The following is a 25,627-nucleotide window of genomic DNA, read 5'->3' on the forward strand; positions in this document are numbered from 1 at the left end:
CCCACCCCACTCCCGCGATCTTGCACTTTCCGCCCCGGCATTCCGGGCGGAAGCCGCGAAACGAGGACCGGAAGTGCAAGATCGCGGGGGCGGGGTCAGCGTGGGGCGGCGTCAGCGTGGGGTGGGGATCTCCATGCCGAGGACGGCCTGCTCGTCCGGGCGGTGCACCAGGACGTCGGACAGGTACGACTGCACCGCGGGCGCCATGCCGACGTCGCGGCCGGCCTGCTCGGAGAGCAGCCACTTGTGCTCGATGATCTGCGCGAAGATCTCCTGCGGCTCCAGCTTCCGGCGCAGGTGCGCGGGCACCGCCCGGACCACCGGCTCGAAGACCTCGGTCAGCCAGCGGTGCGCCGCCTGCTGCTCGTCGGTCAGGTCGCTCTCCGCCCGGTACGCGTCCAGGTCGTTGAGCAGCCGGCGGGCCTGGTTCTCCTCGGCGTCCAGCCCGGTCAGGCGGAGCAGCCGCCGGGTGTGGTAGCCGGCGTCGACCACCTTCGGCCGCACCAGGTACCGCCCGTCGTCGATGGTCGACACCGCGATCTCGGCGACGTCGAAGCCCATCTCGTTGAGCCGGCGGATGCGGCCCTCGATGTCGTGCCGGGCCTCGCGCTCGACCTGCTGCTCGTAGGTGATCTCGTGCCAGAGCCGCTCGTAGCGCTGCACGACCTCCTCGCAGACCACCTCGGGGTCGATCGACTCGTGCAGCAGCCCGGCGGCCTGGAGGTCCAGCGCCTCCCCGAAGATGTTCACCCGGGCGATCTCCAGGTCCTCCCCGCGCTGCCCCTTGGAGAGCGAGCTGTGCAGGGCCCCGGTCTCCGCGTCCACCAGGTACGCGGCGAAGGCACCCGCGTCCCGGCGGAACAGCGTGTTGGACAGCGAACAGTCACCCCAGAAGAAGCCGGTCAGATGCATCCGCACCAGCAGGGCGGCCAGCGCGTCGAGCAGGCGCTGCATCGTCTCGGGACGCAGCGTGTGGGAGAACAGCGCCCGGTACGGCAGGGAGAACTGGAGGTGCCGGGTGATCAGCACCGGATCGAGGGGTTCCCCATCGTCGGTCCGCCGGTCGGCGACGATCGCCACCGCCTCCACCGACGGGAAGTCGATCCGCTCCAGGGCCCGCAGCAGGTCGTACTCCCGCTCGGCGACCCGCTCGCCCGTCTCCTTGACCGCGTACACGTACCCGCCGAGCCGGACGAATCGGACGACGTGCCGGGAGATGCCCTGCGGCAGCGCCACCAGGTGTTGCGCAGGCCACTCCTCCAGCGGGGTCGACCAGGGGAGGTCGAGCAGCGCCGGGTCGACGAGGGCCGAGGTGATCCGCACGGCGTCAAGTCTGACGCGTACCCCCGCCGGAGCGCCTCCCCACGTGGCCGGGCGCACAGCCGCCCCGGACCGTGCGGGCCAGCCGTCGCCCGGGGCCGGTAGCGTAGCGGCGTGCGGGAGCCCACGACGGTGCGGCGGAAGCCGCGACTCCGGCCGGTCCGCCCGGCCGGGTGGTGGTTCGACGTGGTGCTGCTGGCTGGTCTCGTGGCGCTGACCGCCGCACTCGCCGCGGGCCACCTCTTCGGCCTCGACCGGGCGGTCGACGACTGGTCCGACGCGCATCGCCCGGCGGTCGCCTACTGGGTCGCGCGGATCCTCAACTACCTCGGGCAGGGCACCCCGCTGACCCTGATCGCGGCCGGGCTGGGCGCCCTGCTGGCCGTCCGCCTCCGGTCGGTCCGCCCGCTGCTGCCGCCGGTGGCCGGGTTCGCGGCCACCTACCTGACGATCGGGCCGCTCAAGGTGTGGACGGCCCGGCCCGCGCCCAGCGCCAGCAGGCAGGAGCCGTTCCTGCCGCCGGAGCGGACGCTGCCGCTCTTCCAGGACGACCTGCCGCTGCGCTTCGCCCAGTCGTACCCGTCCGGGCACGTCGCCAACGCGATCGTCTGGTACGCGGTGATCGCCCTGCTGCTCGCCCCGCTGCTGCGCACCTACGGCCGGGCCGCGCCGACCCGACTGGTGACCGTGGTCCGGATCGTCCCGCCCCTCGTGGTGCTCTGCACGACGACGTACCTGGGCTGGCACTGGCTGACCGACTCGGTGGCCGGGCTGCTGCTCGGCCTGCTCCTGGACCGGCTGCTGCACCGGGTGCCCTGGGACGACGTTCCCCTGCCCGGGGCGGTCGACCGCTGGAACCGGCCGTTCATCTCGACCCCCTAGGCTCCCGCGCGTGGAACGACTGGCACGCCGGCTCGGCGTACGCGACGCGGTGGTCATCGGCCTCGGCTCGATGCTCGGCGCGGGTGTCTTCGTGGTGTTCGCCCCCGCCGCGGCGGCGGCCGGTGGGGTCGGCCTGCTGGTGGCGCTGGCGCTCGCCGGCTTCATCGCGTTCTGCAACGCGACCAGCTCGGCGCGGCTCGCCGCCCGGTACCCCGAGTCCGGCGGCACCTACGTCTACGGCCGGGAACGTCTCGGCCCGTTCGCCGGCTTCCTCGCCGGCTGGGGCTTCGTCGTCGGCAAGACGGCGAGCTGCGCGGCGATGGCGCTGACCATCGGGGCGTACCTCTGGCCGGGCCAGGCCCGGCTCGTCGCCGTCGCCGCGGTCGTGGCGGTGACCGCCGTGAACCTGCGCGGCGTCACGAAGACCGCGACGGCCACCCGGGTCCTCGTGGTGGTCGTGCTGGCGGTGCTGGCCCTGGTCGCGGTGGCCGGCGCGACCGGCGTGTCCCTCGACCGGATCGGCGCGCCCGGCGGCTCCACCCGAGGGGTGCTCACCGCGGCGGGCCTGCTGTTCTTCGCCTTCGCCGGGTACGCGCGCGTCGCCACCCTCGGCGAGGAGGTCCGCGACCCGGAGCGGACGATCCCCCGGGCGGTGCCGCTGGCGCTCGGCCTGGTGCTGGTCGTCTACCTGGCGCTGGCCGTGATCGCCCTCGGCGTCCTCGGGCCGGACCGGCTCGCCGGCTCCGCCGCGCCCCTGGCGGACGTGGTGACCGCCGCCGGGCTGCCCGGCCTCGCCTGGGTGGTCCGCGCCGGGGCGGCCGTCGCGGTCACCGGCGTGCTGCTGTCCCTGGTGGCCGGGGTCGGCCGCACCGCCCTCGCGATGGCCCGCCGCCGTGACCTGCCCGGCGCGCTCGACGCGGTCCACCCGGTCCACCGGGTGCCGCACCGGGCCGAGCTGGCCGTCGCCGCCGTGGTCGTCGTGGTCGTCCTTCTCGGTGACGTCCGGGACGCGATCGGCTTCTCCAGCGTCACGGTGCTGGTCTACTACACGATCACCAACACGGCGGCGCTGACCCTGGGCCGGGAGCCGGAGCGGAAGCTGCCGGTGCGGGCACTGGCCGTGGCGGGGCTGGCCGGGTGCCTGCTGCTCGCGGTCAACCTGCCGCTGTCGAGCGTGCTCGCGGGCTTCGGCGTGCTCGCCCTCGGCGCCCTCTGGTACGCCGTCCGCCGCTGACCCTCACTCCTCCGCCTCGCGCGGGGTCGGGGTGCCGGCCGGGGCCGGAGGTGGGGGCTCGGGTGGGCCGGCCGCACGGAGCAGGGCGTTCAGCCCGGCCCGCCGGGCCACCACGGTCAGCCGGTCGCCGGCCACGATCACCAGACGCCGGTCGGGCGACCAGTCGTACCGCTGGCCGGCGCGCGCGTGGGCGAGCAGCCGTACGCTCTCCACCCGGCCCACCGCTCCGAGTGGCCGCCCGTCCAGCGCCGACCCGGCGGCCACCGAGACGTCGGTGACCAGGAGGGCGTGCCGGCCCACGGAGATCGTGGCGATCACGGCGCGGTCGAGCAGCGCGGCGACGAACGAGGGTGCCGCGAGGTACGACACGCTGCGGGAGACGCCGATGCCGAAGGCCCGCTGGATGCGCTCGGCGAAGTGCCCGTCGAACAGGCGCAGCACGACCTGGACCTCGTCGTTGAGGGCGCGGGCGTTCAGGGCGGCCCGGAGGTTGGCACCGTCGTCGGTGGAGGCCACGACCAGGGCCTGGCAGGCACCGACCGAGGCGGCGCGCAGCGTCTCCTCCGTCGCGGCGTCCCCCACCACCAGCGGCACGCCGAGCCGCCGGGCCAGGCCGGCGCCCCGGGCGTCGGGGTTCTTGTCGATGGCGACCACCTCGACGCCGAAGTCGTTGAGCTGGGCCATCACCCGCATGCCGATGTTGCCGAGGCCGACGACCACGACGTGGCCGGAGCGCTCGGGCAGGATCCGCCCGGAGTGCAGGGCCAGCCGGGCGTTGACGATGCCGTCGACCACCACCGCCGTGATCAGCGGGATCAGTGCCAGCCCGGCGAGGTTGAGCACCACCTGGAGGATCTGTTCGCCGACCGGCTTGCCGGCGTCCGGGTCCTGCCCGCTGAGGGTAGTGACCAGGGTCAGGTAGAGCGCCTCACCCCAGCCGACGTGGGCGGTGCCCGCGTACAGGCCGCCGAGCACGACGATCACCGCCAGCAGCACCAGCACCGCGATGCCGATCTTGCGGGTGGCGAAGCTGCGGACCGCCCGCAGCAGCATCGCGATCGGCCGGCGCCGGCGCCGGGCCCGCCGCAGCCGGCGCGCCGCCACCTCGGTGCCCGGCGGGGCGCCGGTCGCCTCGGCGAGCACCACGTCGGCGCTGCGCTCGTCGGCGGGGAGCACCCGGACCTCCTGCGGGTCGCTCGTGTCGGCCACCCCGCACACGACGTCCTGGGCGCGTACGTCGTCGCGGCGGGCCACGTAGAGGGTGCGCCCGCCGTGCCGGAAGTGGGTCGGTGCGACCTCGCCGAGGGCGGCGGCCACGAAGGCGGGGGCGGCCATCGACGCGTCGGAGAGCACCGCCGAGTCGGGGAAGATCTCCCGTACGCCGTTGGCCAGGCCCGTGTTGAACATGCGCACCACCAGCCGCAGCCGGGGCTCCACCTCCTGCGCGCACAGGGCGGCGTGCATGTTGCCGACGTCGTCCTGGTGCAGCAGCGCGAGCCCGTCGGCGCCGGCCAGGCCGGCCCGGCGGAACGTCACCTCGTCCAGCCGGTCGGCCCGGATCACCTCGACGCCCTCGATGTCCCGCCCGTCGGGGCTGTCCGTACGCCGCCGCTCGGGGACGACCAGGGTGACGCGGAGCCGGGCGGTCTGCAGCTCGGTGGCGAGCAGGGCCTTCACCACCCAGTACGCCAGGGCGTCGTGCCCGCAGATGACGTAGTGCGTCCGGGGATCGCCGTTGCCCCGGAACCGACGGCCGGCCCGCCGCGCGCGATCGAGCAGGGGCTCCGCCATGTGCCGCATCGTAGTCAGCCGACAGCGGCGCGCGCAGCCCCGCGATCATGACGAATGTCCGACTTCACGGCGGGTAGAGCACCGGCATGCAGACATTCCTCCCGTATCCGGACTTCCTGGCGAGCGCCCGGGTGCTGGACCAGAAGCGGCTGGGCAAGCAGCGCGTGGAGACCATCCAGGTGCTGCGGGGCCTCACCCGACCGACGTACGGGTGGCGCAACCACCCGGCGGTGAAGATGTGGGCCGGGTACGAGGAGGCGCTGACCCGGTACGGGCTGGACATGTGCGCGGTCTGGTCCGAACCCGGCCGGGCGGACACCTGCGCCGCCACGATGACGACCGACCTCGCCACCGCCTGCGGCATCACCCGCATCCGCGGCCAGGCGGAGCTGGCCGGGGCCGGCGAGCTGCCGCCCTGGCTGGGCCGCGAGGACCTGCACCTCAGCCACCGGTCGTCCCTGCTGCGCAAGGACCCCGGCCACTACCGCCCGATCTTCGGTGACGACGTCCCGCCCGACCTGGAGTACGTCTGGCCTCCCTCCGACCGGGAACGTCGCTGTCTGCAAACCGAGTGACCGGCGTCGACTTCCGGCAGACTGGGCCGCATGGCGCTGTCCCAAGTGGTCGGCCGGCTCATCGGCGTACGCCAGCACCTGGTCGACCCCGGCGGCGGTGGCGCACCCCGCGTGCCGCACCCGGTCCCGGCCGTCGTGGTCGGCGGCGGGATCGCCGGCATGTCGGCGGCCGTGGTGCTCGCCGAACGGGGCGTGCCGGTCACCGTGCTGGAGGCGGCCCCCGCCCTCGGCGGCCGGCTCGGCGCCTGGCCGGAGGCCCTGCCCGACGGCACGCAGATGAACGAGCACGGATTCCACGCGTTCTTCCGGCAGTACTACAACTGGCGGTCGATCCTCCGCCGGATCGACCCGGCGCTGGGCTTCCTCAAGCCGATCCCCGGCTACCCGGTCCTCTCCGCCGAGTGGCCCACCGAGGAGTTCGGCCGGCTCCCGCCCGCTCCCCCGGCGAACCTGCTCACCCTCCTGCTGCGCAGCCCCAGCCTGCGCCTCGCCGACCTGCGCCGCATGGACCGGGACGCCGCGCTGCCGCTGCTCACCTACGACCCGGACCGCACGTACGCCGAGTTCGACGACACCACCGCCGACGCGCTGCTCGCCTCGCTCAAGCTGCCGGACCGGGCGCGGGCGATGCTCTTCGAGGTCTTCTCCCACTCGTTCTTCAACCACGAGGCGGAGATGTCGGCCGCCGAGATGATCGCGCAGTTCCACTTCTACCTGCTCGGGAACCCGGAGGGGCTCGCGTTCGACTGCCCCGACGAGGACTACGCCACCGCCGTCTGGCAGCCGCTCGCCCGCCACGTCGAGAAGCACGGCGGCCGGATCGTCACCGGCACCGCCGCCACCGGGCTGCACCGCGACGCCGCCGGCTGGCGGGTCGAGACCACCGACGGGGCGTACGACGCCCGCCACGTCGTGCTCGCCCTCGACCCGCCAGCACTCGCCGCGCTGGTCGCGGCCTCCCCGGCGCTGGTCGAGGTCGCTCCCGAGTTGGTGGCGCGGATGCCCGCCTTCGGCCGGCCCGGCCCGCCGTACGCGGTGGCGCGCTACTGGTGCGACGGGGACGTGGACCCGGGGCGGGCGGTGTTCAGCGGTGTGTCCCGACAGACCACCCTGGACTCGGTGACGCTCTACCACCGGCTGGAGAACGAGCCCCGCCGCTGGGCCGAACGCACCGGCGGATCGGTGGTGGAGCTGCACGCGTACGCCTGTGCTGCCGGCGTGCCCGCCGCGGAGCTGGCCGAGCTGATGTGGGCCGAGCTGGGCACGCTGTGGCCGGAGGCGACCCGGCTGCGGGTCCGCGAACTGCGCGCCCGGGTCGAGGCGCGGGCGCCGGCGTTCACCCCCGGCAGCCACGCGTGGCGGCCGGGCGTCCGCACCGAGGCCGACGGCCTCTACCTGGCCGGCGACGGGATCCGCACCGAGTTCCCGAGCGCCCTCATGGAGCGGTCCGCGGCGACCGGCATCATCGCGGCGAACCACATCCTGCGGGCGGAGGGCGGGGCGGCGGAGCCGGTCCGCTCGATCCGCCCCCGCGGCCTACTGACTCGCCGAACCTGACCGGCCCGACCGGCCGTCCCTGTCGCCCGCCACGCTTCCCGCCCCGTTGATCATGGTGTTGGCGGGTGAGCTGATCTCCAAATCACCCGCCAACATCATGATCGACGTGCGTCACCGGCGGGGCGGAGATCGAAATGCGTTGCCCGGGTTCACCAGCCGCACCTACCGTGATCGCGCAAGGACAACCACCGCTGCGGGAGCTGTTCATGTCGATGTCGCACGTCAGCCGTGTGCCGTCGGTGCAGCCCGGCGACGGTTGCCGTGCCGGTGGAGGTGGCCGGCCCGACTGACGCGTACCCACGTCGAGCCGCCCGTCCGCCGCAGCAGGACCGGGCGGCTCCCGTCGTCCGGGGGGACCGCCAGTCAGGGAGGGAGATTCCGGTGAACGCCGTCCTCGTCGTCAACGCCGACCTCGGCCCGCTGCACCGGGTCACCGTCCAGCACGCGATCCGGATGCTCTGCCGCCGGGTCGCCGAGATCCACGAGGCCGAGCCGGACCGGGTGATCGGCGTGTTCCCGGTTCCCCGGGTGGTGCGGCTCGTCCGGTACGTGGTGACCCGCTGGCGGTTCAGCGCCGGCCCCGCCTGGTCGCGGGCCGGTGTGCTGCGGCGGGACGGCCGGTGCTGCGCGTACTGCGGCGGCCCGGCCAGCACCATCGACCACATCCTGCCCCGCTCGCGCGGCGGCCGGAACACGTGGCGGAACACGACGGCCGCCTGCTACGAATGCAACCAGCGCAAGGGTGACCGGACGCCCGCCGAGGCGGGCATGCCGCTGCGGCGCGAGCCGGTGACCCCGACCTGGGCCGCGCTCGCGGGGCGGTGACCGACCGGCCGGCGGGGTACGGGGGGCCGCGTCGGGAGGCTACGACCTGGGCGCGGCACCCGCCGGCCTCCCTCCGGTGACCGGCCGGCCCGGCTCGGTCACCGGAGGGTCCTCCTGCACCCGGGCCACCGGCCGGCCGTTGGCGCACCGGGCGGTGACGACGCTGCGGCTGCCGGCGGACACCAGCTCGACCCGCACCTCCCGTGCGGGGCCGGGCTCGTACTGCCCGAGCTGGTGGCCGGCTGCCGGTGCGACGTCCACGATCAGTGCCGTCCTCCCGTCGCAGCGGACCGAGACGGTGCCGCCGCGCGCCACGACCTCGGTCGGGGACGGGCCCCCGGTCGACGGGGCGCCCGTCGCACCACCGGTGGGTGTCGAGCCGGTGCCCGGGACGGCGGTGGAGGTCGGCACCGGGATGGACCGGACCGCCGAGGAGGCCGCCGGTGCGCCGGGCCGACTGGACGGCCCTGGCGCGTCGCCGGTGACCGGCAACGCCACGCTCGACGTGCCGCTCGTACCGAGACCGGTCTCCGGCTCCTCGATCGTGCCGGGCCGCCGGAACGCCGGGCTCCCGAGCGTGCCGGCGAGCGCCACCGCGCCGAGCATCGCGGCGGCGACCGCGACGAGAAGGCGGGTGCCGTACCGGGTCCGGCGGGCTGCCGTCGCCGGGCGACCCTCCGGCGCGGTCACCAGCGGTCGTAGGGCGGGACCGGCCGGCGGGGACGCGTCGGAGGACCGGTCGGGCGCCTCCTCCGGGGCGTCGCCCGTCTCGGGTCCGGGCATCCGGAGCAGCGCCCCGGTCAGGATGCGCGCCGCCTCCGCGGCCGTGGGCCGGTCCGCCGGGTTCTTCGCCAGGCACCGCCGGTAGAGGCGACCCACCTCGGACGGCACCCCGTCGACGTCGGGCAGCGGCCCCGGCTCGTCGTACGCGTGGGCACGCAGGAAACCGGTCCGGGTCCTCCGCCGCCACGGAAGCCGGCCGACGAGCACGTGGTGGACGAGCAGGCCGAGCGCGTACACGTCGGCGGCGGACAGCACCTCCCCCGCGGCGAGCCGCTCCGGTGCGGTGTAGGCCGGGGTCCCGAGGAGTCGCCCCTCCACGTCGATCTCGGGCTGCCCGACGCCGGCGGCGATGCCGAAGTCGAGGACCTTGGCCCCGGTCGGGGTCAACATCACGTTCTCGGGCTTCACGTCCCGGTGCACCAGATGCTGGGCGTGTGCCGCGGCCAGGCCGGCGGCCACGTCCGCGCACACCCGCAGGGCGTCCCTCGGCGGCAGCGGACCGGTGGTGAGGCGCCGCGCGAGCGTGGTGCCGGTGAGCAGTTCCATGACGACGAAGGGAACCCGGTCCCCGGCGAGCGGGGACTCCCCGAAGTCGTACACGTTGGTGAGGTTGGGGTGCGACATCCGGGCCGCCGCCTTCGCCTCCGCGCGGATCCGCCACCGGGCGGCCGGGTCGGTCGCGGTGAGGACCTTCACCGCCACGTCCCGTTCCAGCACCTCGTCGTGGGCCCGCCAGACGGTCGACATCCCGCCCGTGCCGAGACGATCGGTCAGGCGGTAGCGGCCTGCGAGCAACTGATCACGCTGCACGGTGGACAGCCTGCCAGAGCCGCCGACGTATGGCACGACCCGGAATCCGTCGACTCGCGTCGATCCAGATCGACGGAGTGCCGGACCGTCCCGTGTGGCCCGGCTCGTCGTCGGCGCACGACGTGACGCGGTCAGGCGACCGGCGGCGTCCAGGCGAAGCGGGCCGGGCGGCGTTCGTTGGCGGCGGCCACGCCCTCGCGGGCCTCGCCACTGGCCCGGACCTGCCCGTGCCACCAGGCGATCCGGTCGGCGTCCGCGCGGCCGTCGACGATCTCCTTGGCGGCGGCGACGGTGAGCTGCGAGCGGGCCGCCACCGCCGAGGTGATCTCGTCCACCCGGGCGGCCAGCCGGTCGGCGGGCAGCACCTCGTCGACCAGCCCGATCCGCAACGCCCGCTCGGTGTCGATCAGCTCCGACGTGAAGAGCAGGTGCTTCGCGGCGGACGGACCGACCAGCCGGGTCAGCCGCCGCGTGGTGGGCGCCGGGTAGACCAGGCCCAGCCGTGCCGGCGGTACGCCGAACCGCGCGTCGCCGGCGGCGATCCGCAGGTCGCAGGCGACGGCGAGCTGGCACCCGCCACCCACGCAGGCGCCCCGGATCGCGGCGACGGTCGGCTTCGCGAAGGCGGCGAGCCGCTCCTCCGCCTCCACGGCGATGCTGGCGTCACCGGCGTCCAGCAGTTCGTCGAGGTCGCCGAGGTCCGCCCCGGCGCAGAAGGTGCCGTCCGCGCCGGTGAGCACCAGGGCCCGCACGGCCGGGTCGGCCGCCAGGCGGTCCAGCACCTCCGGCAGTTGCCGCCACATCGCGGCGGTCATCGCGTTGCGCCGGGCCGGGTTGTGGATCACCACCGTCGCCACCGCACCGGTCACCTCGACGAGGAGTTCCGCGTCCGCCACCGCCACTCTCCCTCCGCCCGGCCGGGTCACCGCCGGCCCCGGTTCGGCGACCATATCGGCGCGGACTCCGCCCCGGGCGCGGTGAGTGGCGCCCGTCACCAGCCGGCGGCCGCCGCCAGCAGCGTCCGGCGTACCGCCTGGACCTCACGCCGGCCGGCCGCCGGCGGGCGGGTGGCGAGGAACAGCGTGTTGAGCGGGGGCACGGCCGGTCGCAGCAGCGCCACCAGCTCGCCGGAGGCCAGGTGCCGGTCGCACAGGTACGTCGGCAGCACGCTCGCCCCGGCACCGGCCACGACCGCGCCGAGCACCGCCCGCAGGTCGGCCACCACCAGATTCGGCGTACGGGTCAGCCGGGTGTCGAAGACCGTACGCCACCAGCGGCGCAGGATCGGGGCCTCCTCGGCGTACGCGACCAGCGGCACCTCCCGCAGCGCGGACGGGGTGACCGGGGTCGGCAGCCGGTCCCGCCACGCCGGGGCGGCGACCAGCGCGAACTCCTCGTCGTAGAGCGGCTCGGTGGTCAGCCCGCGCCGGCGCGGGCGCACGCTGGTCACCGCGAGGTCGAGCCGGCCGGTGGCGAGATCGTCGGCCAGCCGCTCGGGCAGACCGGCGGTGACCCGCAGCTCCAGCCCGTCGGCCACCGGACCCGCGAGCGCCGGCACCACCCGCTCGGCCAGGAACTCGGCCGGCCCGCCGAGGAAGACCGTCCGGGGGTACGGCTCGGCCGGGTCCTCGGCCAGGACCTCGTCCAGCCGGTCCAGCGGCTCGGCGACCCGCCGGGCCAACTCGTCCCCGGCGGCTGTGGGGGCCACTCCCCGGGGCAGGCGCTCGAAGAGGGGCCGGCCCACCGCCTCCTCCAGCGCCCGCAACTGCGCGGTGACGGTCGGCTGGGCGAGCCCGAGCAGCTGCGCCCCGCCGGTGACCGACCCGGTGCGGTGGACGGCGAGGAAGCTGCGGAGCAGGTCGAGCGAGACCTTCACATCAGGAAACCTATCGCAGGGGTTCCCGTTGTCTATTGGTCAGCTATGGACCGGCGCGCCAGCATGGTCGGCATGACTCGTGCACTCATCGCCCTGACCAGTCACCGTCAGCTCGGGAACACCGGCCGGGAGACCGGCTTCTACGTCGGTGAGGCCGCGGAACCGTGGGAGGTGTTCCGGGCCGCCGGATGGGACGTCGACCTCGTCTCCGTGGCCGGCGGCCAGCCGCCGGTGGACGGCCACGACCCGGACGACGCGACCCAGAACGCCTTCCTCGCCGCCGCCGGCGTCGAGAACACGCCGAAGGCGGCCGAGGTCGACCCGTCCGGGTACGACGTGATCGTGTTCGCGGGCGGCCACGGCACCATGTGGGACTTCCCCGACGACCCGGACCTGGCCCGGATCGCCGCCTCGATCTACGAGCGCGGCGGTGTCGTCGCGGCGGTCTGCCACGGCCCCAGTGCCCTCGTGAACCTGCGCCTCTCGGACGGCTCGCACCTGGTCGCGGGCAAGCGGGTGGCCGGCTTCACCAACGAGGAGGAGGCCGCCGTCGGGCTGACCGACGAGGTGCCGTTCCTGCTCGCCGACAAGCTCGCCGAGGCCGGCGCCACGCACGTCCCGGCCCCGAACTTCACCGAGCAGGTCGTCGTCGACGGCCGCCTGGTCACCGGCCAGAACCCGCAGTCCGCCCGCGCGCTGGCCGAAGCGTTGGTGAAGGCCGTCCAGGCGGCCTGACGCAACGGGCCTGATCACGCCGGACCCCTGAAGTAGTGGCCTCCTCCTCCCGGGGTCGAGTTTGGGCAGCCGGAACTCCAGCCGGCTCATGGTGTAGCCGAGGGCCGCCGCGAGGAGCCAGATCACCACCCGGGTGGTGCCCTCGGTGAGTGCGCCCGTGATCCACAGCGTGCCCGAGAAGCAGGACCAGACGAGTTGTTGCAGCGAGCCGATCGCCACCTCCCGCCCGCGCATCGCGACCGTGACGAAGAGAGCCCGGCCGGCCTGGATGGCGACGTAGGTGGCGGCGAAGACAATGCCGTCCCCGCCGAAGGCTCCGGGCACCGCGACCGCCATGATCAGGGTGCCGAGCATGATCGGGATGATCACAAGCTGGATCGCCGGCTGGGCCGGGTCGAGGCGGTTCGTGGTCCAGGCGGTGAAGACCCAGACCCACCAGAACGCGGCGAGCAGGATCACCGTGTGCAGGGCGCCGAGCCAGGTGAGGTCGTCGAACAGGGTGTGCGACAGCCGGGTGAACGCGAAGACGAGGATCACGTCGAAGAAGAGTTCGACGTAGGTGGCGCGCTGCGGCTCGCCGTGGTGCCGCAGCATGCTGCCCGCGTCCCCGGCGGTCATCGGTACGCCCGTTCTGCTCGCTTTGCGGCACCTGCTCCCACCCGTCGTACCACGTCCCGCGTACGTCGGGAGTCGCTCCGGCTCGACTCAGGGGCCGCCAGGCATACCCGGGTCAGAGCCGTTCGACCACCCGGAACCGCTCGGCCCGGCCGGGGTGCCGGCGGGGAAGCCGTCGAGCGGATCGGCGACGAAGACGCCGGACAGCACCAGCCCGACGCCGTACTGGCCGATCAGCCAGGGGCCGGTACGCGGGCCGAGCCCGGGATGCCGGGCCCGGCGCAGGGCCACCGCCGCGCCGACGCAGAGCAGGCCGGCGGCGATGAAGTTGGCGATCTGGAGCCAGCCCAGGTCGCCGTTGCTCAGCACGCTGACCGGGTACCGCCGGAAGTCGAAGCCCTCCCGGGTGAGCCCCTGCACCAGCGCCACCGTGACCCACAGCGGCCCGGCCAGCACGCCGCCGGCCAGCAGTGCCCGGTCCCAACCGGCCCGGTCCACCGGCCGGGCGACGCTGATCGCCTCGTCCATCGGTCTCAGCTCCGGGGGAACATCTGGCCGATGCGGATCTTGTTGCCGAACGGGTCGCGGATGCCGAAGTCGATCCCGTACGGGCGCTCCATCGGCTCGTCGGTGATGTCGACGCCCTTGGCGACCAGATCCTCGTACGTCTTGTGGGCGTCGTCGGTGGTCATGAACAGGAAGCCACCCATCGCGCCCTTCGTGAGCAGCTCACGGACCTGCTCGGCGGTGGCCGGGTCGAGGTTCGGCGGGCCGGGCCGCTCCAGCAGGATCTCGCGCTGCGGGTCGCCGGGAACGTTGACCGTCAGCCAGCGCATGAAGCCGAGGTCCTGGTCGGTGTTGACCTCCAGGCCGAGCTTGCCGACGTAGAAGTCGAGCGCCTCGTCCTGGTCGAGGACGTAGATCTGCGAGCGGGAAATCGCGTTCATCGTCATGCGGAGAACGCTAGTGGTCGCCCCTGACCTGCTGCTTATCCAAAACTGCTGGGCCGGGTCCAGGCCTTGGTGAAGCAGCTCGGCACCGGCGCGGCAGGCGCCGTCCGCCGCTTGCGGAAGTCGGTGGGCGACTCGCCGACGATCTGCCGGAAGGTACGGCTGAACGTGCCGAGGCTGCTGAAGCCGACGGCGTAGCAGATGTCCGTCACGTCCTGGCCGGTGTTCAGGAGCAGGTCCATGGCCCGCTCCACCCGCCGCCGTTGCAGGTAGCGATGCGGGGTCTCGCCGAACGTGGCCCGGAAGGTCCGAATGAAGTGCGCCTCGGAGACGTACGCGATCTTCGCGAGGGCGGGGATGTCGAGCGGCTCCGCGTACGCCCGGTCCATCGCGTCCCGGGCGCGCAGCATCGCCCGGTTGGTCTCCTCGGTAGCCCTGCTCACGCGCTCTTCGGGGCCGGCTCAGGCACGCTCGGCGACCCGGACGACGAAGGAGCGCCAGGCGGCCGGCGTGAACGCCAGGGTGCCGCCGTCGCGGTCCTTCGTGTCGCGCACGAGGACGACGTCGGGCAGGTTGTCGGCGACCTCCACACACGCGCCGCCGTTCGAACTGCTGCGGGTGCTCGTACGCCATCGCGCGCGGGTCAGGTCAGCCATGTTCGTGCTCGCAGAAAGTCGATGGACTGGTCTCGCGGAAGTGCAACGGACCTCACGGTATCCCAGACGGCCCAGAGGGCCGCAACGTCGTTTGTGATGCGCCCGGCCGCTTGATCATCGAGGTAACCGACCTCTTCACCGTCCGTCGTCGTCGCGATGATGAACGGGCCGGCCTGGCCCGGGTGCAGCCCCGCCGTGAACGGCACCACGTGCACCATGACGTTGGGCCGCTCGGCCATCGCCACGAGATGATCGAGTTGCGGGTGCATGATCTCGGCGCGACCCCGGCGCAACGCCGCTTCGTCGATCACGAACACCGTCAACGGCGGTCGGGGACGGTCGAGCACCGCAGCCTGCCGCCGGAGCCGGGACTCGACATACACCTCCGCATCGGCGTTGAGTGGACCGCTGGCGAGAACGGCTCGGGCATATGTCTCGGTCTGAAGGAGTCCCGGTAGAACCGCGTGTTCGTACCAGCGAAGCCCCGTCGCCTCGCGCTCGATGTCCGTCCAGGGCCGGAACCAGGCCGGTTCCCGCCGCTTCAACGCGTCCGGCCACAGCTCCAGGACGTCCTTCCCGAGGATGGCCGCCACCTGGGCCCGGTGCCGGGTCTGCGGGATCCGTCCGTGAGTCACCCAGCGCTGTGCGGTCTTCGGGTCCACGCCAACCTGGGCAGCCAGACTCTCGGCCGTCTCACCGGCCTCCGTCATTGCCACCATGACCGAGCGATTCATCCCTAGCCGACCCTTCTTCGTCCCGAACGTCCGAGGCACATACTGCAACGCTGTGTATTCGGAAGGCAACGGAGAGCAGGGTGACTGTGGACGGCGCGGCCGGTGGAGGCGACCCGAAGCCCGGCGGTCGCGTCCAGTCGCGGGGCCGTCCCGGCAGGACGGTGGGGCGGCCCCCTCCAACGGACGAGGGAGGCGGCAGGCTGGTGAGCCTTGCGGATTACGACGCGGCCCGCGTACTCGGAGAGATCTGCGGTGCGGTCGACGGCGCGGGACGCTGGCGCGCGACCTGCAATCTCGTCCCGGGGCACGGCGGCCCGCACGAGTGCTGGAAGGGCGCGGGGACGGTCGTGTTCCGGGCCTGGCCCTTCCCCGTGCCGGCGGCCCTGCCGTGGGCCCGCGACGAGGCCCGGCCCTGATGCCGCGCCGCCCCGAGCACGTACCTTCCCGGCCGACCTGGCGCTGCGCGGCCTGCGGGATCGCCTGGCCCTGCTCGCCGGCGAAGCTGCGGCTCCTCGGCGAGTACCGCCACGACCGGGCCGCCCTGCTGATCTACCTCGCCACCCTCCAGGCCGAGGCCGCCGAACAGCTCGCCGCACTCGACCACGATGTCCCGCCGGCCCGCCTCGCGGAACGCTTCATCTGCTGGGCCCGTGCCCGGGGCTAGCGCCGATCAGGGATCATGGCCGAGACTGCTGGCACAGCTCCCCCAGTGCCGACAGGAGAGTTCCATGACTCGGCGTCCGCAATGGATCCTCAGTGCCCTTGCCGTTCCGCTCGCGCTGCTCGCCGGGTACGGCGTCGCCCAGGTGGGTCGCACGTCGACGCAGGTGGCAAACGATCCCGTGCCCGACGTCGCGGAGTACCCGTCGATGACCGCACTGCGCAAGGTCGAGCAGGCCGGCGTGGCGTACGACCTCACCTGGACGATCACCGGATCGCCGCTGATCGTCGTCGCCCCACACGGTGGGGCGATCGAGTCACGCACCAGCGAGATCACCAGTGCTGTGGCGGGCACCGACCACAGCCAGTGCCAGTTCAAGGGCAAGTTGCCCAGCGGTCAGAACTATCCACGACTGCACGTCACGAGCACGAACTGGGACGTCGAGGAGTGCTTGATCCTGATTGGTCAGCGACGCCACGCGCTGGCCGTGCACGGCACTTCCAAGCCGGGCAAGGTCGTCTACATCGGTGGACGGGACACCACCACGGGTGCCGCGCTGGCGACCGCCCTGCGCGCCGCCGGCTTCACCGTCGTCCAGCCCGCCCCCGACGAGATCGCCGGCACGTCAATCGACAACTTCGTCAACAAGGACGCGGACGGCGCCGGCGTCCAGCTCGAGCTGACACTGGAGCTACGAATGGAGCTGTTCCCGACGAAGGACGGACCGCCGTCGTCACTCGGTCAGGCGTTCGTCAACGCGGTACGCGACGTGTACGCATGACCGAGGTCGACGCCGTCGATCCGGTGCCGCTCAGTCGCTGATGCTCACGGTGTCGTACGGGCGTGGAAGCATCACGGGCGTGGCGACATCGAAGCAGCCGGTGACGGGGCGACTGGCCGCTGGTCGGCTTCTCGCCCCGCAAGCAGCATGAGGTTGCGGAACTGGAACGACGACGACGGGTAGCCGTGCGGCAGCAGGACCACGGGGGCGTCTGCCAGCCCGGTCTCCCGGTAGAAGGTCCGGATGCCGTCGACGTCGACGGTGCGGTACGCCACGGGCACGGCCGGCATGATCCGCGCGTACCCCGACGGGTACGCGCGGAAACGTCGGCCGTCGGCCGGAGTGGCGCCCGCTGCGACGCCACTCCGGCCGGCTGGATCATTCGTTGTCAGACCCCGCTGCCTCCGGCGGGACCTCCACCTCCGGTGCCCCCGGGACCGTCAGGTCCGGCCCCGGCGCGGCGGTCTCCGTCTCCGTCTCGTCCGGCTCCGGGGTCGTCGGGCTCGGCGTCGTGCCGGTCGGGCTCGGCGTGGTCGGGCTCGGGGTCGGCGACGTCGGGCGCGGCGTGGTCCGGGTCGGGCGCGGCGTCGTCGGGCTCGGGCTCGGCGACGTCGGGCTCACGGTCGGCGACGGCGTCGGGCTGGTCGGGCTCGGCGCCCGGGTCGGTGCCGCCGGCGCCGCACAGTCGGACCGGGTGACCGCGTTGGTGTCCAAGGTGACCGCACCGTCACGGCTCAGGGCGCCACCCTGCTCGATCCTCGCGGTGGATTCGAGCGTGACCGCGTTGACGGCCATGATCCGGCCCACGAAGGACGTGTTGGTGCCCAGGTTGGCGGAGTCGCCGACCGTCCAGAAGACGTTGCAGGCCGGTCCGGGCGAGTTGACCACGCGTACGTCGCTGTTCTGCGCGGTGGTCAGGCCGGAGTCAACCTGGATGATGAAGACCGCGCCGGCATTGCCCTGGGCGTCCAGCGTGAGCGTTCCGTCCAGACTCGCGTCCGCCGAGGCGCGGTACACGCCAGGAGTGAGCGTCTGGCCTTCGAGCTGCGGGCCGACGATCCGGCTCGACGGTCGTCCCGCCGCATCCTCGTACGCGGTGGTCAGGTCGGACTGCGCCCGTTCCGCCGCGGCGTTGCCGGCGTTCACCTGGCCGTTCACGACGCCCGGCGGGAACCCGGTCACCTCCGTGCCCGGATGTACCCCCAGATCCCCGTTGACGACGGTGTCACCGGTGTTCGTCACCGAACCGTCGGCGAGGACGGCGTAGGTGCCCGCCGTCCTGAGATCGACCGGGGCGTCGGCTGCGGTGGCGGTCGCCGAAGGTGTGGGGGCCAGTCCGGCGAGGACCAGACTCGACCCCAGGAAGGCCGACCGGGCAAAGCGAAGTCCCGTGCCGGCGGTACGTGCGAAGTCGCTTGTCATGGCTGGCATCCGTTCGCTGTGACGGTGATGGCATCCGAACCGTCCGCTTCCCGGCGGCCGGTCCGCGCTACCGCCTCCCCGTCGACCCCGCCGGCAAACCTGCGGCACCGGTCCCGAGAGCTGCGGACGCCCTTCGCCGCCTGGCAAACGGGAGGACCGGAACAGTCATGCTGAGGTAGGGCCATCTCTGGGCGAGGGGTTCATCAGTGCACGTCACCATGACGACCAGCGCCGGTACGGTCGGCAAGCCGAACGAGGACTTCGTCGGCGCCGTTCCCGGCGCTGCGGTGCTGCTGGACGGCGCCGGCATTCCGGGAGCCGAGTCGATCTGCTACCACGGTGTCGCCTGGTACACCCACCGTCTCGGCGGTGCGCTGCTCGGCCGGCTGTCGCGTGCCGACGGGCGGGCCCTCGCGGCGATCCTCGCCAGCGCGATCGGCGAGACAGCCGCCGAGCACCGCGGCACCTGCGACATCACGCACCCCAACAGCCCGCAGGCGACCGTGGTGGTCGTCCGCGCCCACCGGGGGCGCCTGGACTACCTCCTGCTCGCGGACTCCTTCCTCGTCCTCGACCAGGTCCGCGGTGGCCCGCAGGTCGTCACCGACGAGCGTGAGGTCGCCGCCAGGCGCATCTGCTCAGCACCGCTGGATGGCGTTCCCCCGGGGACGCCGGAGTACGACCGCGTCCGAGCCTTCTGCTCCCAGACCATGCGGGCTCGCCGGAACCAGCCGGGCGGCTACTGGATCGCCAAGGACGATCCGCACGCGGCGGAGGAAGCGGTGACCGGCAGCCGGCCCCTTGACGACCTGGACGGCGTCACGCTGCTCAGCAACGGCGCCAGCCGCATCGTCAGCCCGTACGGCCTGACCGACTGGCCCGGGGTACTGGAACTGCTCGGCGCCGGCGGGCCGGCCGACATCATCCGCCGGGTCCGGCAGGCCGAAGCCCGCACCGCCGGAGGCCCCGATGCTCCGGTTCCCGACGACGCCACGGTCGCCCACTGCACCGGCCTGCGGCACCCGGAGATCGGCGAACGTTGACAGAAGGGCTGGCTGGTTGCGGGTACGCGGCCGTGCGCCGCGTACCCGCAGCTCATGGCGTGTCAGATGCAGTTGCCCCAGGTGTACCGGCCGTTCCCCTGCCAGTACCCGCCGTACAGGGCAGATCCCGCGTACTGGACGCACATGTCCCGCGCGTAGCGCTGAACCGCGGCGTAGTACTTGTAGCTGCCCGAGTCGGACACCCACACCCTCGTGGTGCCTTCCACGTCCACCTTGATGCTGGCTTTGATCTGGGTTGCCGTTCCGGCGGCCCGCACCTTGATCATGGTGACGCAGTTGTAGCCGGTCGCGCTGTTGTACATCAGGTAGACGTCGCCCAGGTCGGTGCCGTCGTCGGCGATGATCGACCGGTGACCGTCGGAGACCTGGGTCCACGAGCCACCGAAGTCGGCGTTGCAGGCTTCCGCCGGGGTGTACGGGTTCGCCGCATGGGCCGGCGACCCGAACGTCGTCACCGCGACAGCCACCGCGAGAACCGAGGTCGACAGTCGTCGTGCCAGGGTACGCACACAGTCCTCCAAGCTGGGCGCGGACAGAGCCGTCCGGCGCCCGAAGATCCACATCGGATGATGATCAACATACCCCGGTCCGCCGGGCGGAGCCAGGGCGCAACCCGCCAGCAGGCCCCGCCCGGGATCGAAAGCGCCGCCATGGCGCGGCAAGCTGGCTCAGGAGTTAGGGCACGTCCTGCCGATCATGCCCTCTGTGATCATCCGGGGCGGCGCCGACACCGAACCGGATGCCATAGTGCCGCCCATGAAGGCAGACCTGCACAGTTACTTGAAGGGCGGTCGCGACGCGCTGCTGTGGAAGCTCGACGGGCTGAGCGAATACGACATCCGGCGCCCGCTGACCCGGACCGCCACCAACCTGCTCGGTCTGGTGAAACACTCGGCGGTCTGCGAGATCCTCTACTTCGGCGTCGTGTTCGGCCGGCCGTTCGAGCAGGAACTGCCGTACGTCGGCGAGGCGGCGGAGACCAATGCCGACATGTGGGCGACCGCGGACGAGACCCGCGAGGAGATCGTCGACCTGTACCGTCGCGCGATCGCCCACGCCGACACCACCATTGAAGCCCTCGCACTGGATGATGTCGGCCGCGTGCCGTGGTGGGGCGACGCAGTGGTCACGTTGCACCACGTCCTGGTTCACGTCGTCGCGGAAACGCAACGGCACGCCGGCCACGCTGACATCGTGCGGGAACTCATCGACGGCGCGGCCGGGCTGCTGCCCAGGAACGACAACCTGCCCCCCGCCGACGAGTCGTGGTGGCTCGACTACCGTCAGCGAGTGGAGCAGGCCGCCCTCGACGCCAGCAAACGCAGCGCCTAGTTGATGGAGCTTGGCGTCCGCCCACGGACGCCCGCCGGGAATTGCCTGGTGGAATTGGAGCCCCCGGCCGGGATCGAACCGGCGACATCTCGCTTACAAGGCGAGTGCTCTGGCCAGCTGAGCTACAGGGGCGCGTGGTGCCGTGGTCAGCATAGCGACTGACGTCCGGATTTCCCGTGCGCCAGGCGTCCCGAGCACGGGAAACGTCAACATGCCGACCCGAGCCGGCTGGAGCTTGCGGCGATTGCTGCCGCACCGTGCCCGAGTGACCGGTATGCGTATGCCGTCCGTCCCACCCGCCGCTTCCCCGCCTTGGCAGCGCAGGAAAAGGCGTTTACCGTGCAGTGACACGGTCGACACCTCGGCAACGGGGCGCCGGCCGTTGGCCGGTACCCGCAGGGTACCGGTCGCTCCTTCACTCGGATCGTCCGGCACGTTCCTGCCGGTGAAAGGAAGCATCCCCCCATGGCTACGGTCACCTACAGCAAGGCGTCCCGGATCTACCCGGGCACCGAGCGGCCCGCCGTCAACCAGCTCGACCTGGAGATCGGCGACGGCGAGTTCCTGGTCCTGGTCGGTCCCTCCGGTTGCGGCAAGTCCACCAGCCTGCGCATGCTCGCCGGCCTCGAGGACGTCGACCAGGGCTCGATCTACATCGACGACCGGGACGTCACGCACCTGCCGCCGAAGGCCCGCGACATCGCGATGGTCTTCCAGAACTACGCCCTCTACCCGCACATGACGGTGTACGAGAACATGGCGTTCGCGCTCAAGCTGCGCAAGACCTCGAAGTCGGAGATCGACCGGCGGGTCAAGGAGGCGGCGGCGCTGCTCCAGCTCGAGGAGTTCCTCGGCCGCAAGCCGAAGGCGCTCTCCGGCGGCCAGCGCCAGCGGGTGGCCATGGGCCGGGCGATCGTCCGCGAGCCGCAGGTCTTCCTCATGGACGAGCCCCTGTCGAACCTCGACGCCAAGCTCCGGGTCCAGACCCGTACGCAGATCGCGTCGCTCCAGGCCAAGCTCGGCGTCACCACCGTCTACGTCACCCACGACCAGGTCGAGGCCATGACCATGGGTCACCGGGTGGCCGTCCTGCTCGACGGTGAGCTCCAGCAGGTCGACACCCCGCGGGCGCTCTACGACACCCCGGCGAACGTCTTCGTCGCCGGCTTCATGGGCTCCCCGGCCATGAACATCAAGACCGTGCCGCTGAACGACAAGGGCGCCGAGTTCGCCGAGATGTACATCCCGCTCACCCGTGAGCAGGTCGAGGCGGCCCGCGCCGAGGGCGGCGACGGCAAGGTGACCGTGGGCTTCCGCCCGGAGGACTGCGACCTGGTCAGCCCGACCGAGGGCGGCATGCCGGTCGTCGTCGAACTGGTCGAGGACCTCGGCTCGGACGCCAACGTCTACGGCCACGCGGCCCTGGGCGGCGCCAACGAGCGCTTCGTGGTCCGCACCGACCGGCGCCACATGCCGAACATGGGTGACACCGTGTTCGTCAAGCCGCGTACCGGCCGCAGCCACGTCTTCCACGCGAAGACCGGCACCCGGATCTGACGTACGAGAAAAGGGGCGGCCCGCTTCGGCGGACCGCCCCTTTTCGTGTCTGCGGAACCGTCAGCCCTCGACGGCCCGGCGGCGCGCCACCTCGGCGAGGGTCACGGCCGCCGCGACGCTGGCGTTGAGCGACTCGACGTCGGAGATCATGGGGATGCTGACGGTCAGGTCGCAGGTCTCGCCGACCAGCCGGGACAGCCCGCGCCCCTCGGAGCCGACCACGACGACCAGCGGGCCGACGGCGGCTTCCAGGTCGTACAGGTCGGTCTCGCCGTCGGCGTCCAGGCCGACCACGACGAAGCCGGCGTCCTTGCAGGCCTTCAGCGACCGGGTCAGGTTGGTCACCTGGGCGACCGGGACACGCGCCGCCGCGCCGGCGCTGGTCCGCCAGGCGGTCGCGGTGATCCCGGCGGCCCGCCGCTCGGGTACGAACACACCCTGCGCGCCGAACGCGGCGGCGGACCGGATCACGGCGCCCAGGTTGCGCGGGTCGGTGACCCCGTCGAGCGCGACCAGCAGCGGCGCGGCCTGTTCCAGTGCGGCCGCCATCAGATCCTCGAAGGGCTCGTACGCGAACGGCGGCACCTGGAGGCCGATCCCCTGGTGCAGCACACCGCCGGTCATCCGGTCCAGCTCGGCGCGGCTGACCTCCAGGAGGGCGATGCCCCGGTCGGCGGCGGTGCGGATGATCTCGTTGACCCGGTCGTCGATGTCGATGCCCTGCGCGACGTAGAGGGCGGTCGCCGGCACGTTCGCGCGCAGCGACTCCAGCACCGGGTTACGGCCGACCAGCAGCTCCGGCGCGTCCTTGGCCGGGTTCGCCTTGCGGCCGGGGGCGACCCGGGGGCCGCTCCGGCCGGCCGGCTTGCCCCGCCCGCCGCCCTTGCCGGCGGGTACGCCCCGGCCACCGCCCTTGCCCCAGGTGGTGTCCTTCGTGCCAGGCTTGCCGATCTTGGGGGCGCGCCCCTCCTCGGCGGCGGCCCGGCGCTCCTTGTCCTGCTTCCAGGCGGTGCGCTGGGGCAGCTTCTCGGTGCCCGAGTACGCCTTGTGCCAGGGCCGCTCGTCGGCGGGCAGGGTGCGGCCCCGGCCGGCGAGGGCGTCCTTGCCCTTGCCGCCGGAGCCCTTCGGGGCGCCTGCCTTCGGCGTCAGTCGCCGGCCACGGCGCTGCGAGTTGCCGGCCATCAGTCCTGCTCTCCAATAGTCCAACGGGGGCCCTGGGGGGTGTCCTCGACCACCACGCCGGCCTGCTTGAGCTGGTCGCGTACCGCGTCGGCGGCGGCCCAGTCCTTCCGGCTGCGCGCCTGCGCGCGCTGCTCGAGGGCCAGGGCCACCAGGGAGTCCACCACGGCGCGCAGATCCTCCGCGCCGCCGCCACCGGTCCACGCCGGGTCCAGGGGGTCGACTCCGAGGATATCCAGCATGGCGCGCACCTGGCCGAGCGCGGTGCGCACGGTCACATCGTCGCCGCCGGTCAGCGCGGTGTTGCCGTCCCGGACCACCTCGTGCAGCACGGCGAGCGCGGCCGAGGTGTTGAGGTCGTCGTCCATGGCGGCGGCGAAGGCGCCCGGCACCTCGCCGAGCGGCCCCGCGCCCACCCGCTCGGCGGCCCGCTGGACGAAGCCCTCGACGCGCCGGTACGCGACGGCCGCCTCGCGCAGCGAGTCCTCCGAGTAGTCGATGGCCGACCGGTAGTGCGCGGCGGCGTAGTAGTAGCGCAGCTCCACCGGGCGGACGCCGAGCGAGTCGACGTACGTCAGGTCGAGCGTGTTGCCCAGCGACTTGCCCATCTTGGCGCCGCCGATGTTCAGCAGGCCGTGGTGCACCCAGTACCGCGCGAACGGCAGCCCGGCCGCCTGCGACTGGGCGAGCTCGTTCTCGTGGTGCGGGAACGTCAGATCCAGCCCGCCGCCGTGGATGTCGAACTCGGCCCCCAGGTAGCGCCAGCACATCGCAGAGCACTCGATGTGCCAGCCGGGCCGGCCCCGCCCCCACGGCGACGGCCAGTACGCGTCCGCCGGCTCCTCCGGCTTGGCGCCCTTCCACAGGGCGAAGTCGCGCGGGTCGCGCTTGCCCCGGTCGGGCGCGTCGCCGGCGGACTGCATGTCGTCCGGCGACTGGTTGGACAGCGCCCCGTACGCCGGCCAGGAGCACACGTCGAAGTAGACGTCGCCGGAGCCGTCGGTGGCCGGGTAGGCGTGCCCGGTGTCGATGAGCTTCGCGATCAGCTCGTGCATCTCCGGGATGTGCCCGGTCGCCCGCGGCTCGTACGTCGGGGGCAGCACGTTCAGCGCCCGGTACGCGGCGGCGAGCTTCAGCTCGTTGGCGTACGCGATCGACCAGAACGGCCGGCCCTGCTCCTGCGCCTTCACGAGGATCTTGTCGTCGATGTCGGTGAGGTTCCGGACGAACCGGACCTCGAAACCGTGCGCGAGCAGCCACCGGCGCAGCACGTCGTAGTTGACCCCGGAGCGAAGGTGCCCGATGTGCGGCGGCGCCTGGAGGGTGAGACCACACAGGTAGACCCCCACCTTGCCGGCTTCCCGCGGGACGAAGTCCCGCACCGATCGGGTGGCGGTGTCATACAGGCGTAGCGTCACCGTACAAGGGTATCCGTCCCCGCTTTTCCGGGTCGCCCGGAGCCGGGTCGTACGCTGCAGGTCGTGGACACCACCGCCCGACCCGGCAGCGACCCGACGGCCGGGGACGCCACCCGCCCCACGGTGCCGCCCGGCGCGGGCCCGGCGACCGGCGGCCGGGTGACGGCCGGTGGGCGCGGCGAGGCCGAAGTCCGCGGCGGTGAGAGCGCCCAGACCCTGGATCGCGGGCTGCGGCTGCTGCACCTGGTCGCCGACGCGCCCAATGGGCTGACCGTCACGGAGGCGGCGAACCGGCTGGCCATCGGCCGCGCGGCGGTGTACCGGCTGGTCGCGCCGCTGACCGCGCACGGGATGCTGCGCCGGGACGCCGACGGCCGGCTGCGGCTCGGGGCCGGTGTGCTGCACCTCGCCCGGCGGGCCCAGCCGCTGCTCGCCGAGGGGGCGCTGCCGGCGCTGCGCCGGCTCGCCGAGCAGGCCGGCGCGACCGCCCACCTGACCGTGGTCGAGGGCGGCGAGGGTGTCGCCCTGGCCGTGGTGGAACCGAGTTGGACGGCGTTCCACGTGGCGTACCGCACCGGGGCGCGGCATCCGCTGGAGCGCGGGGCCGCGGGCCGGGCCATCCTCGCCGGCCGGTCGGGCGCCGCCGGCCCGGTGAGCACCGCCGGGGAGTTGCAGTCCGGGGCGTACGGGGTGGCCGCGCCGGTGTTGGGCGTACCGGGCCTGGAGGCGAGCGTGGGCGTGGTGTCCCTGGCACCCCTGGACACCGAGACGGTCGGCGCGCAGGTGCTCGCGGCGGCCACAGCCGTCGCGTCCGCCCTCAGTTGACCCCTTGATCCACTCGGCTTCATTGACGTCGGCGTGTCCGAGTCA

At 73.1% G+C, this 25,627-nt stretch carries 28 protein-coding genes, 1 tRNA gene and 1 pseudogene; 13 read left to right on the forward strand and 17 right to left on the reverse strand.

The window, feature by feature from the left end; all coding sequences use genetic code 11:
* Window positions 1-111: 111 nt before the first annotated feature.
* The gene (locus tag HCJ94_RS06025; RefSeq protein WP_167999952.1) at window positions 112-1,323 is read right to left on the reverse strand and encodes a DUF4032 domain-containing protein; all 1,212 of its coding nucleotides are present in this window, start codon (window positions 1,321-1,323) and stop codon (window positions 112-114) included.
* Between the two features lie 111 nt (window positions 1,324-1,434).
* Here HCJ94_RS06025 and HCJ94_RS06030 point away from each other — a divergent pair, with 111 nt between their 5' ends.
* A complete protein-coding gene (locus HCJ94_RS06030; RefSeq protein ID WP_167999953.1) occupies window positions 1,435-2,202 on the forward strand; it encodes a phosphatase PAP2 family protein in 768 nt (255 codons plus the stop codon).
* Window positions 2,203-2,212: 10 nt separating this feature from the next.
* Window positions 2,213-3,436, forward strand: coding sequence for an APC family permease (locus HCJ94_RS06035; RefSeq protein ID WP_167999954.1), 1,224 nt, complete (start codon window positions 2,213-2,215; stop codon window positions 3,434-3,436).
* A 3-nt stretch (window positions 3,437-3,439) separates the two neighbouring features.
* On the opposite strand, the gene HCJ94_RS06040 is transcribed toward HCJ94_RS06035, so the two are convergent.
* Window positions 3,440-5,236, reverse strand: a complete 1,797-nt coding sequence (locus HCJ94_RS06040) for a potassium channel protein (protein ID WP_167999955.1) — start codon at window positions 5,234-5,236, stop codon at window positions 3,440-3,442.
* A 77-nt stretch (window positions 5,237-5,313) separates the two neighbouring features.
* On the opposite strand from HCJ94_RS06040, the gene HCJ94_RS06045 reads away from it, so the two are divergent.
* The 3 genes from HCJ94_RS06045 to HCJ94_RS06055 all read left to right on the forward strand — a co-directional run bounded on the left by HCJ94_RS06045 (window position 5,314) and on the right by HCJ94_RS06055 (window position 8,184).
* The gene (locus HCJ94_RS06045) at window positions 5,314-5,802 is read left to right on the forward strand and encodes an MSMEG_6728 family protein (protein ID WP_167999956.1); all 489 of its coding nucleotides are present in this window, start codon (window positions 5,314-5,316) and stop codon (window positions 5,800-5,802) included.
* A 30-nt stretch (window positions 5,803-5,832) separates the two neighbouring features.
* Window positions 5,833-7,359, forward strand: coding sequence for an FAD-dependent oxidoreductase (locus HCJ94_RS06050; protein ID WP_167999957.1), 1,527 nt, complete (start codon window positions 5,833-5,835; stop codon window positions 7,357-7,359).
* A 381-nt stretch (window positions 7,360-7,740) separates the two neighbouring features.
* Entirely contained in the window at window positions 7,741-8,184 is a 444-nt protein-coding gene (locus HCJ94_RS06055) for an HNH endonuclease (protein ID WP_167999958.1), read from the forward strand.
* 39 nt (window positions 8,185-8,223) lie between these two features.
* On the opposite strand, the gene HCJ94_RS29530 is transcribed toward HCJ94_RS06055, so the two are convergent.
* From HCJ94_RS29530 to HCJ94_RS06070, 3 genes are all read right to left on the reverse strand, one after another.
* Window positions 8,224-9,777 (reverse strand): protein kinase domain-containing protein, encoded by a 1,554-nt coding sequence (locus HCJ94_RS29530; RefSeq protein ID WP_309227161.1) that lies wholly within the window; start codon window positions 9,775-9,777, stop codon window positions 8,224-8,226.
* A 131-nt stretch (window positions 9,778-9,908) separates the two neighbouring features.
* On the reverse strand, window positions 9,909-10,679 hold the full coding sequence (locus HCJ94_RS06065) for an enoyl-CoA hydratase/isomerase family protein (protein WP_167999959.1): 771 nt from the start codon (window positions 10,677-10,679) through the stop codon (window positions 9,909-9,911).
* Between the two features lie 89 nt (window positions 10,680-10,768).
* Complete coding sequence (locus HCJ94_RS06070) at window positions 10,769-11,653, reverse strand: LysR family transcriptional regulator (RefSeq protein ID WP_167999960.1); 885 nt, start codon at window positions 11,651-11,653, stop codon at window positions 10,769-10,771.
* A gap of 72 nt (window positions 11,654-11,725) precedes the next feature.
* On the opposite strand from HCJ94_RS06070, the gene HCJ94_RS06075 reads away from it, so the two are divergent.
* Entirely contained in the window at window positions 11,726-12,388 is a 663-nt protein-coding gene (locus HCJ94_RS06075) for a type 1 glutamine amidotransferase domain-containing protein (protein ID WP_240943976.1), read from the forward strand.
* An 84-nt stretch (window positions 12,389-12,472) separates the two neighbouring features.
* On the opposite strand, the pseudogene HCJ94_RS31415 reads toward HCJ94_RS06075, so the two are convergent.
* From HCJ94_RS31415 to HCJ94_RS06105, 6 genes and pseudogenes are all read right to left on the reverse strand, one after another.
* A pseudogene (locus HCJ94_RS31415) lies at window positions 12,473-13,006 on the reverse strand (low temperature requirement protein A); the annotation flags it as partial.
* 87 nt (window positions 13,007-13,093) lie between these two features.
* Window positions 13,094-13,531 carry a DUF998 domain-containing protein gene (locus HCJ94_RS06085; protein WP_167999961.1) on the reverse strand — a complete coding sequence of 146 codons (438 nt, stop codon included), beginning with the start codon at window positions 13,529-13,531 and terminating at the stop codon, window positions 13,094-13,096.
* Window positions 13,532-13,536: 5 nt separating this feature from the next.
* Window positions 13,537-13,956: a VOC family protein gene (locus HCJ94_RS06090; protein ID WP_167999962.1), complete on the reverse strand. Its 420-nt coding sequence runs from the start codon at window positions 13,954-13,956 to the stop codon at window positions 13,537-13,539.
* Between the two features lie 35 nt (window positions 13,957-13,991).
* The gene (locus HCJ94_RS06095) at window positions 13,992-14,396 is read right to left on the reverse strand and encodes a helix-turn-helix domain-containing protein (protein WP_167999963.1); all 405 of its coding nucleotides are present in this window, start codon (window positions 14,394-14,396) and stop codon (window positions 13,992-13,994) included.
* A gap of 18 nt (window positions 14,397-14,414) precedes the next feature.
* Window positions 14,415-14,609, reverse strand: a complete 195-nt coding sequence (locus HCJ94_RS06100; RefSeq protein ID WP_167999964.1) for a DUF397 domain-containing protein — start codon at window positions 14,607-14,609, stop codon at window positions 14,415-14,417.
* Complete coding sequence (locus HCJ94_RS06105; protein WP_167999965.1) at window positions 14,597-15,343, reverse strand: DUF5753 domain-containing protein; 747 nt, start codon at window positions 15,341-15,343, stop codon at window positions 14,597-14,599. The genes HCJ94_RS06100 and HCJ94_RS06105 overlap by 13 nt, the downstream gene beginning before the upstream one ends.
* A gap of 203 nt (window positions 15,344-15,546) precedes the next feature.
* Here HCJ94_RS06105 and HCJ94_RS06110 point away from each other — a divergent pair, with 203 nt between their 5' ends.
* From HCJ94_RS06110 to HCJ94_RS06120, 3 genes are all read left to right on the forward strand, one after another.
* The gene (locus HCJ94_RS06110) at window positions 15,547-15,759 is read left to right on the forward strand and encodes a hypothetical protein (protein WP_167999966.1); all 213 of its coding nucleotides are present in this window, start codon (window positions 15,547-15,549) and stop codon (window positions 15,757-15,759) included.
* Window positions 15,759-16,007, forward strand: a complete 249-nt coding sequence (locus tag HCJ94_RS06115; RefSeq protein ID WP_167999967.1) for a flavin reductase — start codon at window positions 15,759-15,761, stop codon at window positions 16,005-16,007. Before HCJ94_RS06110 ends, HCJ94_RS06115 begins: the two co-directional genes overlap by 1 nt.
* Before the next feature lie 64 nt (window positions 16,008-16,071).
* Complete coding sequence (locus HCJ94_RS06120) at window positions 16,072-16,785, forward strand: poly-gamma-glutamate hydrolase family protein (RefSeq protein ID WP_167999968.1); 714 nt, start codon at window positions 16,072-16,074, stop codon at window positions 16,783-16,785.
* Between the two features lie 71 nt (window positions 16,786-16,856).
* Here the strand turns inward: HCJ94_RS06120 and HCJ94_RS06125 are convergent, their stop codons facing one another.
* Window positions 16,857-17,075 (reverse strand): alpha/beta fold hydrolase, encoded by a 219-nt coding sequence (locus tag HCJ94_RS06125; protein ID WP_240943977.1) that lies wholly within the window; start codon window positions 17,073-17,075, stop codon window positions 16,857-16,859.
* 88 nt (window positions 17,076-17,163) lie between these two features.
* Window positions 17,164-18,207 (reverse strand): ice-binding family protein, encoded by a 1,044-nt coding sequence (locus HCJ94_RS06130; protein ID WP_167999969.1) that lies wholly within the window; start codon window positions 18,205-18,207, stop codon window positions 17,164-17,166.
* Window positions 18,208-18,413: 206 nt separating this feature from the next.
* Between HCJ94_RS06130 and HCJ94_RS06135 the strand changes: the two genes are divergently transcribed.
* Window positions 18,414-19,250, forward strand: coding sequence for a hypothetical protein (locus HCJ94_RS06135; protein WP_309227162.1), 837 nt, complete (start codon window positions 18,414-18,416; stop codon window positions 19,248-19,250).
* A gap of 62 nt (window positions 19,251-19,312) precedes the next feature.
* Here the strand turns inward: HCJ94_RS06135 and HCJ94_RS06140 are convergent, their stop codons facing one another.
* On the reverse strand, window positions 19,313-19,780 hold the full coding sequence (locus tag HCJ94_RS06140) for a hypothetical protein (RefSeq protein ID WP_167999970.1): 468 nt from the start codon (window positions 19,778-19,780) through the stop codon (window positions 19,313-19,315).
* Between the two features lie 247 nt (window positions 19,781-20,027).
* Here HCJ94_RS06140 and HCJ94_RS06145 point away from each other — a divergent pair, with 247 nt between their 5' ends.
* Complete coding sequence (locus HCJ94_RS06145) at window positions 20,028-20,603, forward strand: DinB family protein (protein ID WP_167999971.1); 576 nt, start codon at window positions 20,028-20,030, stop codon at window positions 20,601-20,603.
* 55 nt (window positions 20,604-20,658) lie between these two features.
* Here the strand turns inward: HCJ94_RS06145 and HCJ94_RS06150 are convergent.
* Window positions 20,659-20,735, reverse strand: a tRNA-Thr gene (locus tag HCJ94_RS06150).
* Window positions 20,736-21,068: 333 nt separating this feature from the next.
* Here HCJ94_RS06150 and HCJ94_RS06155 point away from each other — a divergent pair.
* Complete coding sequence (locus tag HCJ94_RS06155; protein WP_167999972.1) at window positions 21,069-22,160, forward strand: ABC transporter ATP-binding protein; 1,092 nt, start codon at window positions 21,069-21,071, stop codon at window positions 22,158-22,160.
* A 60-nt stretch (window positions 22,161-22,220) separates the two neighbouring features.
* Here HCJ94_RS06155 and rlmB read toward each other — a convergent pair whose 3' ends face one another.
* A complete protein-coding gene (rlmB, locus tag HCJ94_RS06160) occupies window positions 22,221-23,342 on the reverse strand; it encodes a 23S rRNA (guanosine(2251)-2'-O)-methyltransferase RlmB (RefSeq protein WP_167999973.1) in 1,122 nt (373 codons plus the stop codon).
* Entirely contained in the window at window positions 23,342-24,757 is a 1,416-nt protein-coding gene (cysS, locus tag HCJ94_RS06165) for a cysteine--tRNA ligase (RefSeq protein WP_167999974.1), read from the reverse strand. Before cysS ends, rlmB begins: the two co-directional genes overlap by 1 nt.
* A gap of 63 nt (window positions 24,758-24,820) precedes the next feature.
* Between cysS and HCJ94_RS06170 the strand changes: the two genes are divergently transcribed.
* Window positions 24,821-25,582: an IclR family transcriptional regulator gene (locus tag HCJ94_RS06170; RefSeq protein ID WP_373684192.1), complete on the forward strand. Its 762-nt coding sequence runs from the start codon at window positions 24,821-24,823 to the stop codon at window positions 25,580-25,582.
* Window positions 25,583-25,627: the final 45 nt, after the last annotated feature.

The organism is Micromonospora thermarum (assembly GCF_012034245.1).
Lineage (GTDB): Bacteria > Actinomycetota > Actinomycetes > Mycobacteriales > Micromonosporaceae > Micromonospora > Micromonospora thermarum.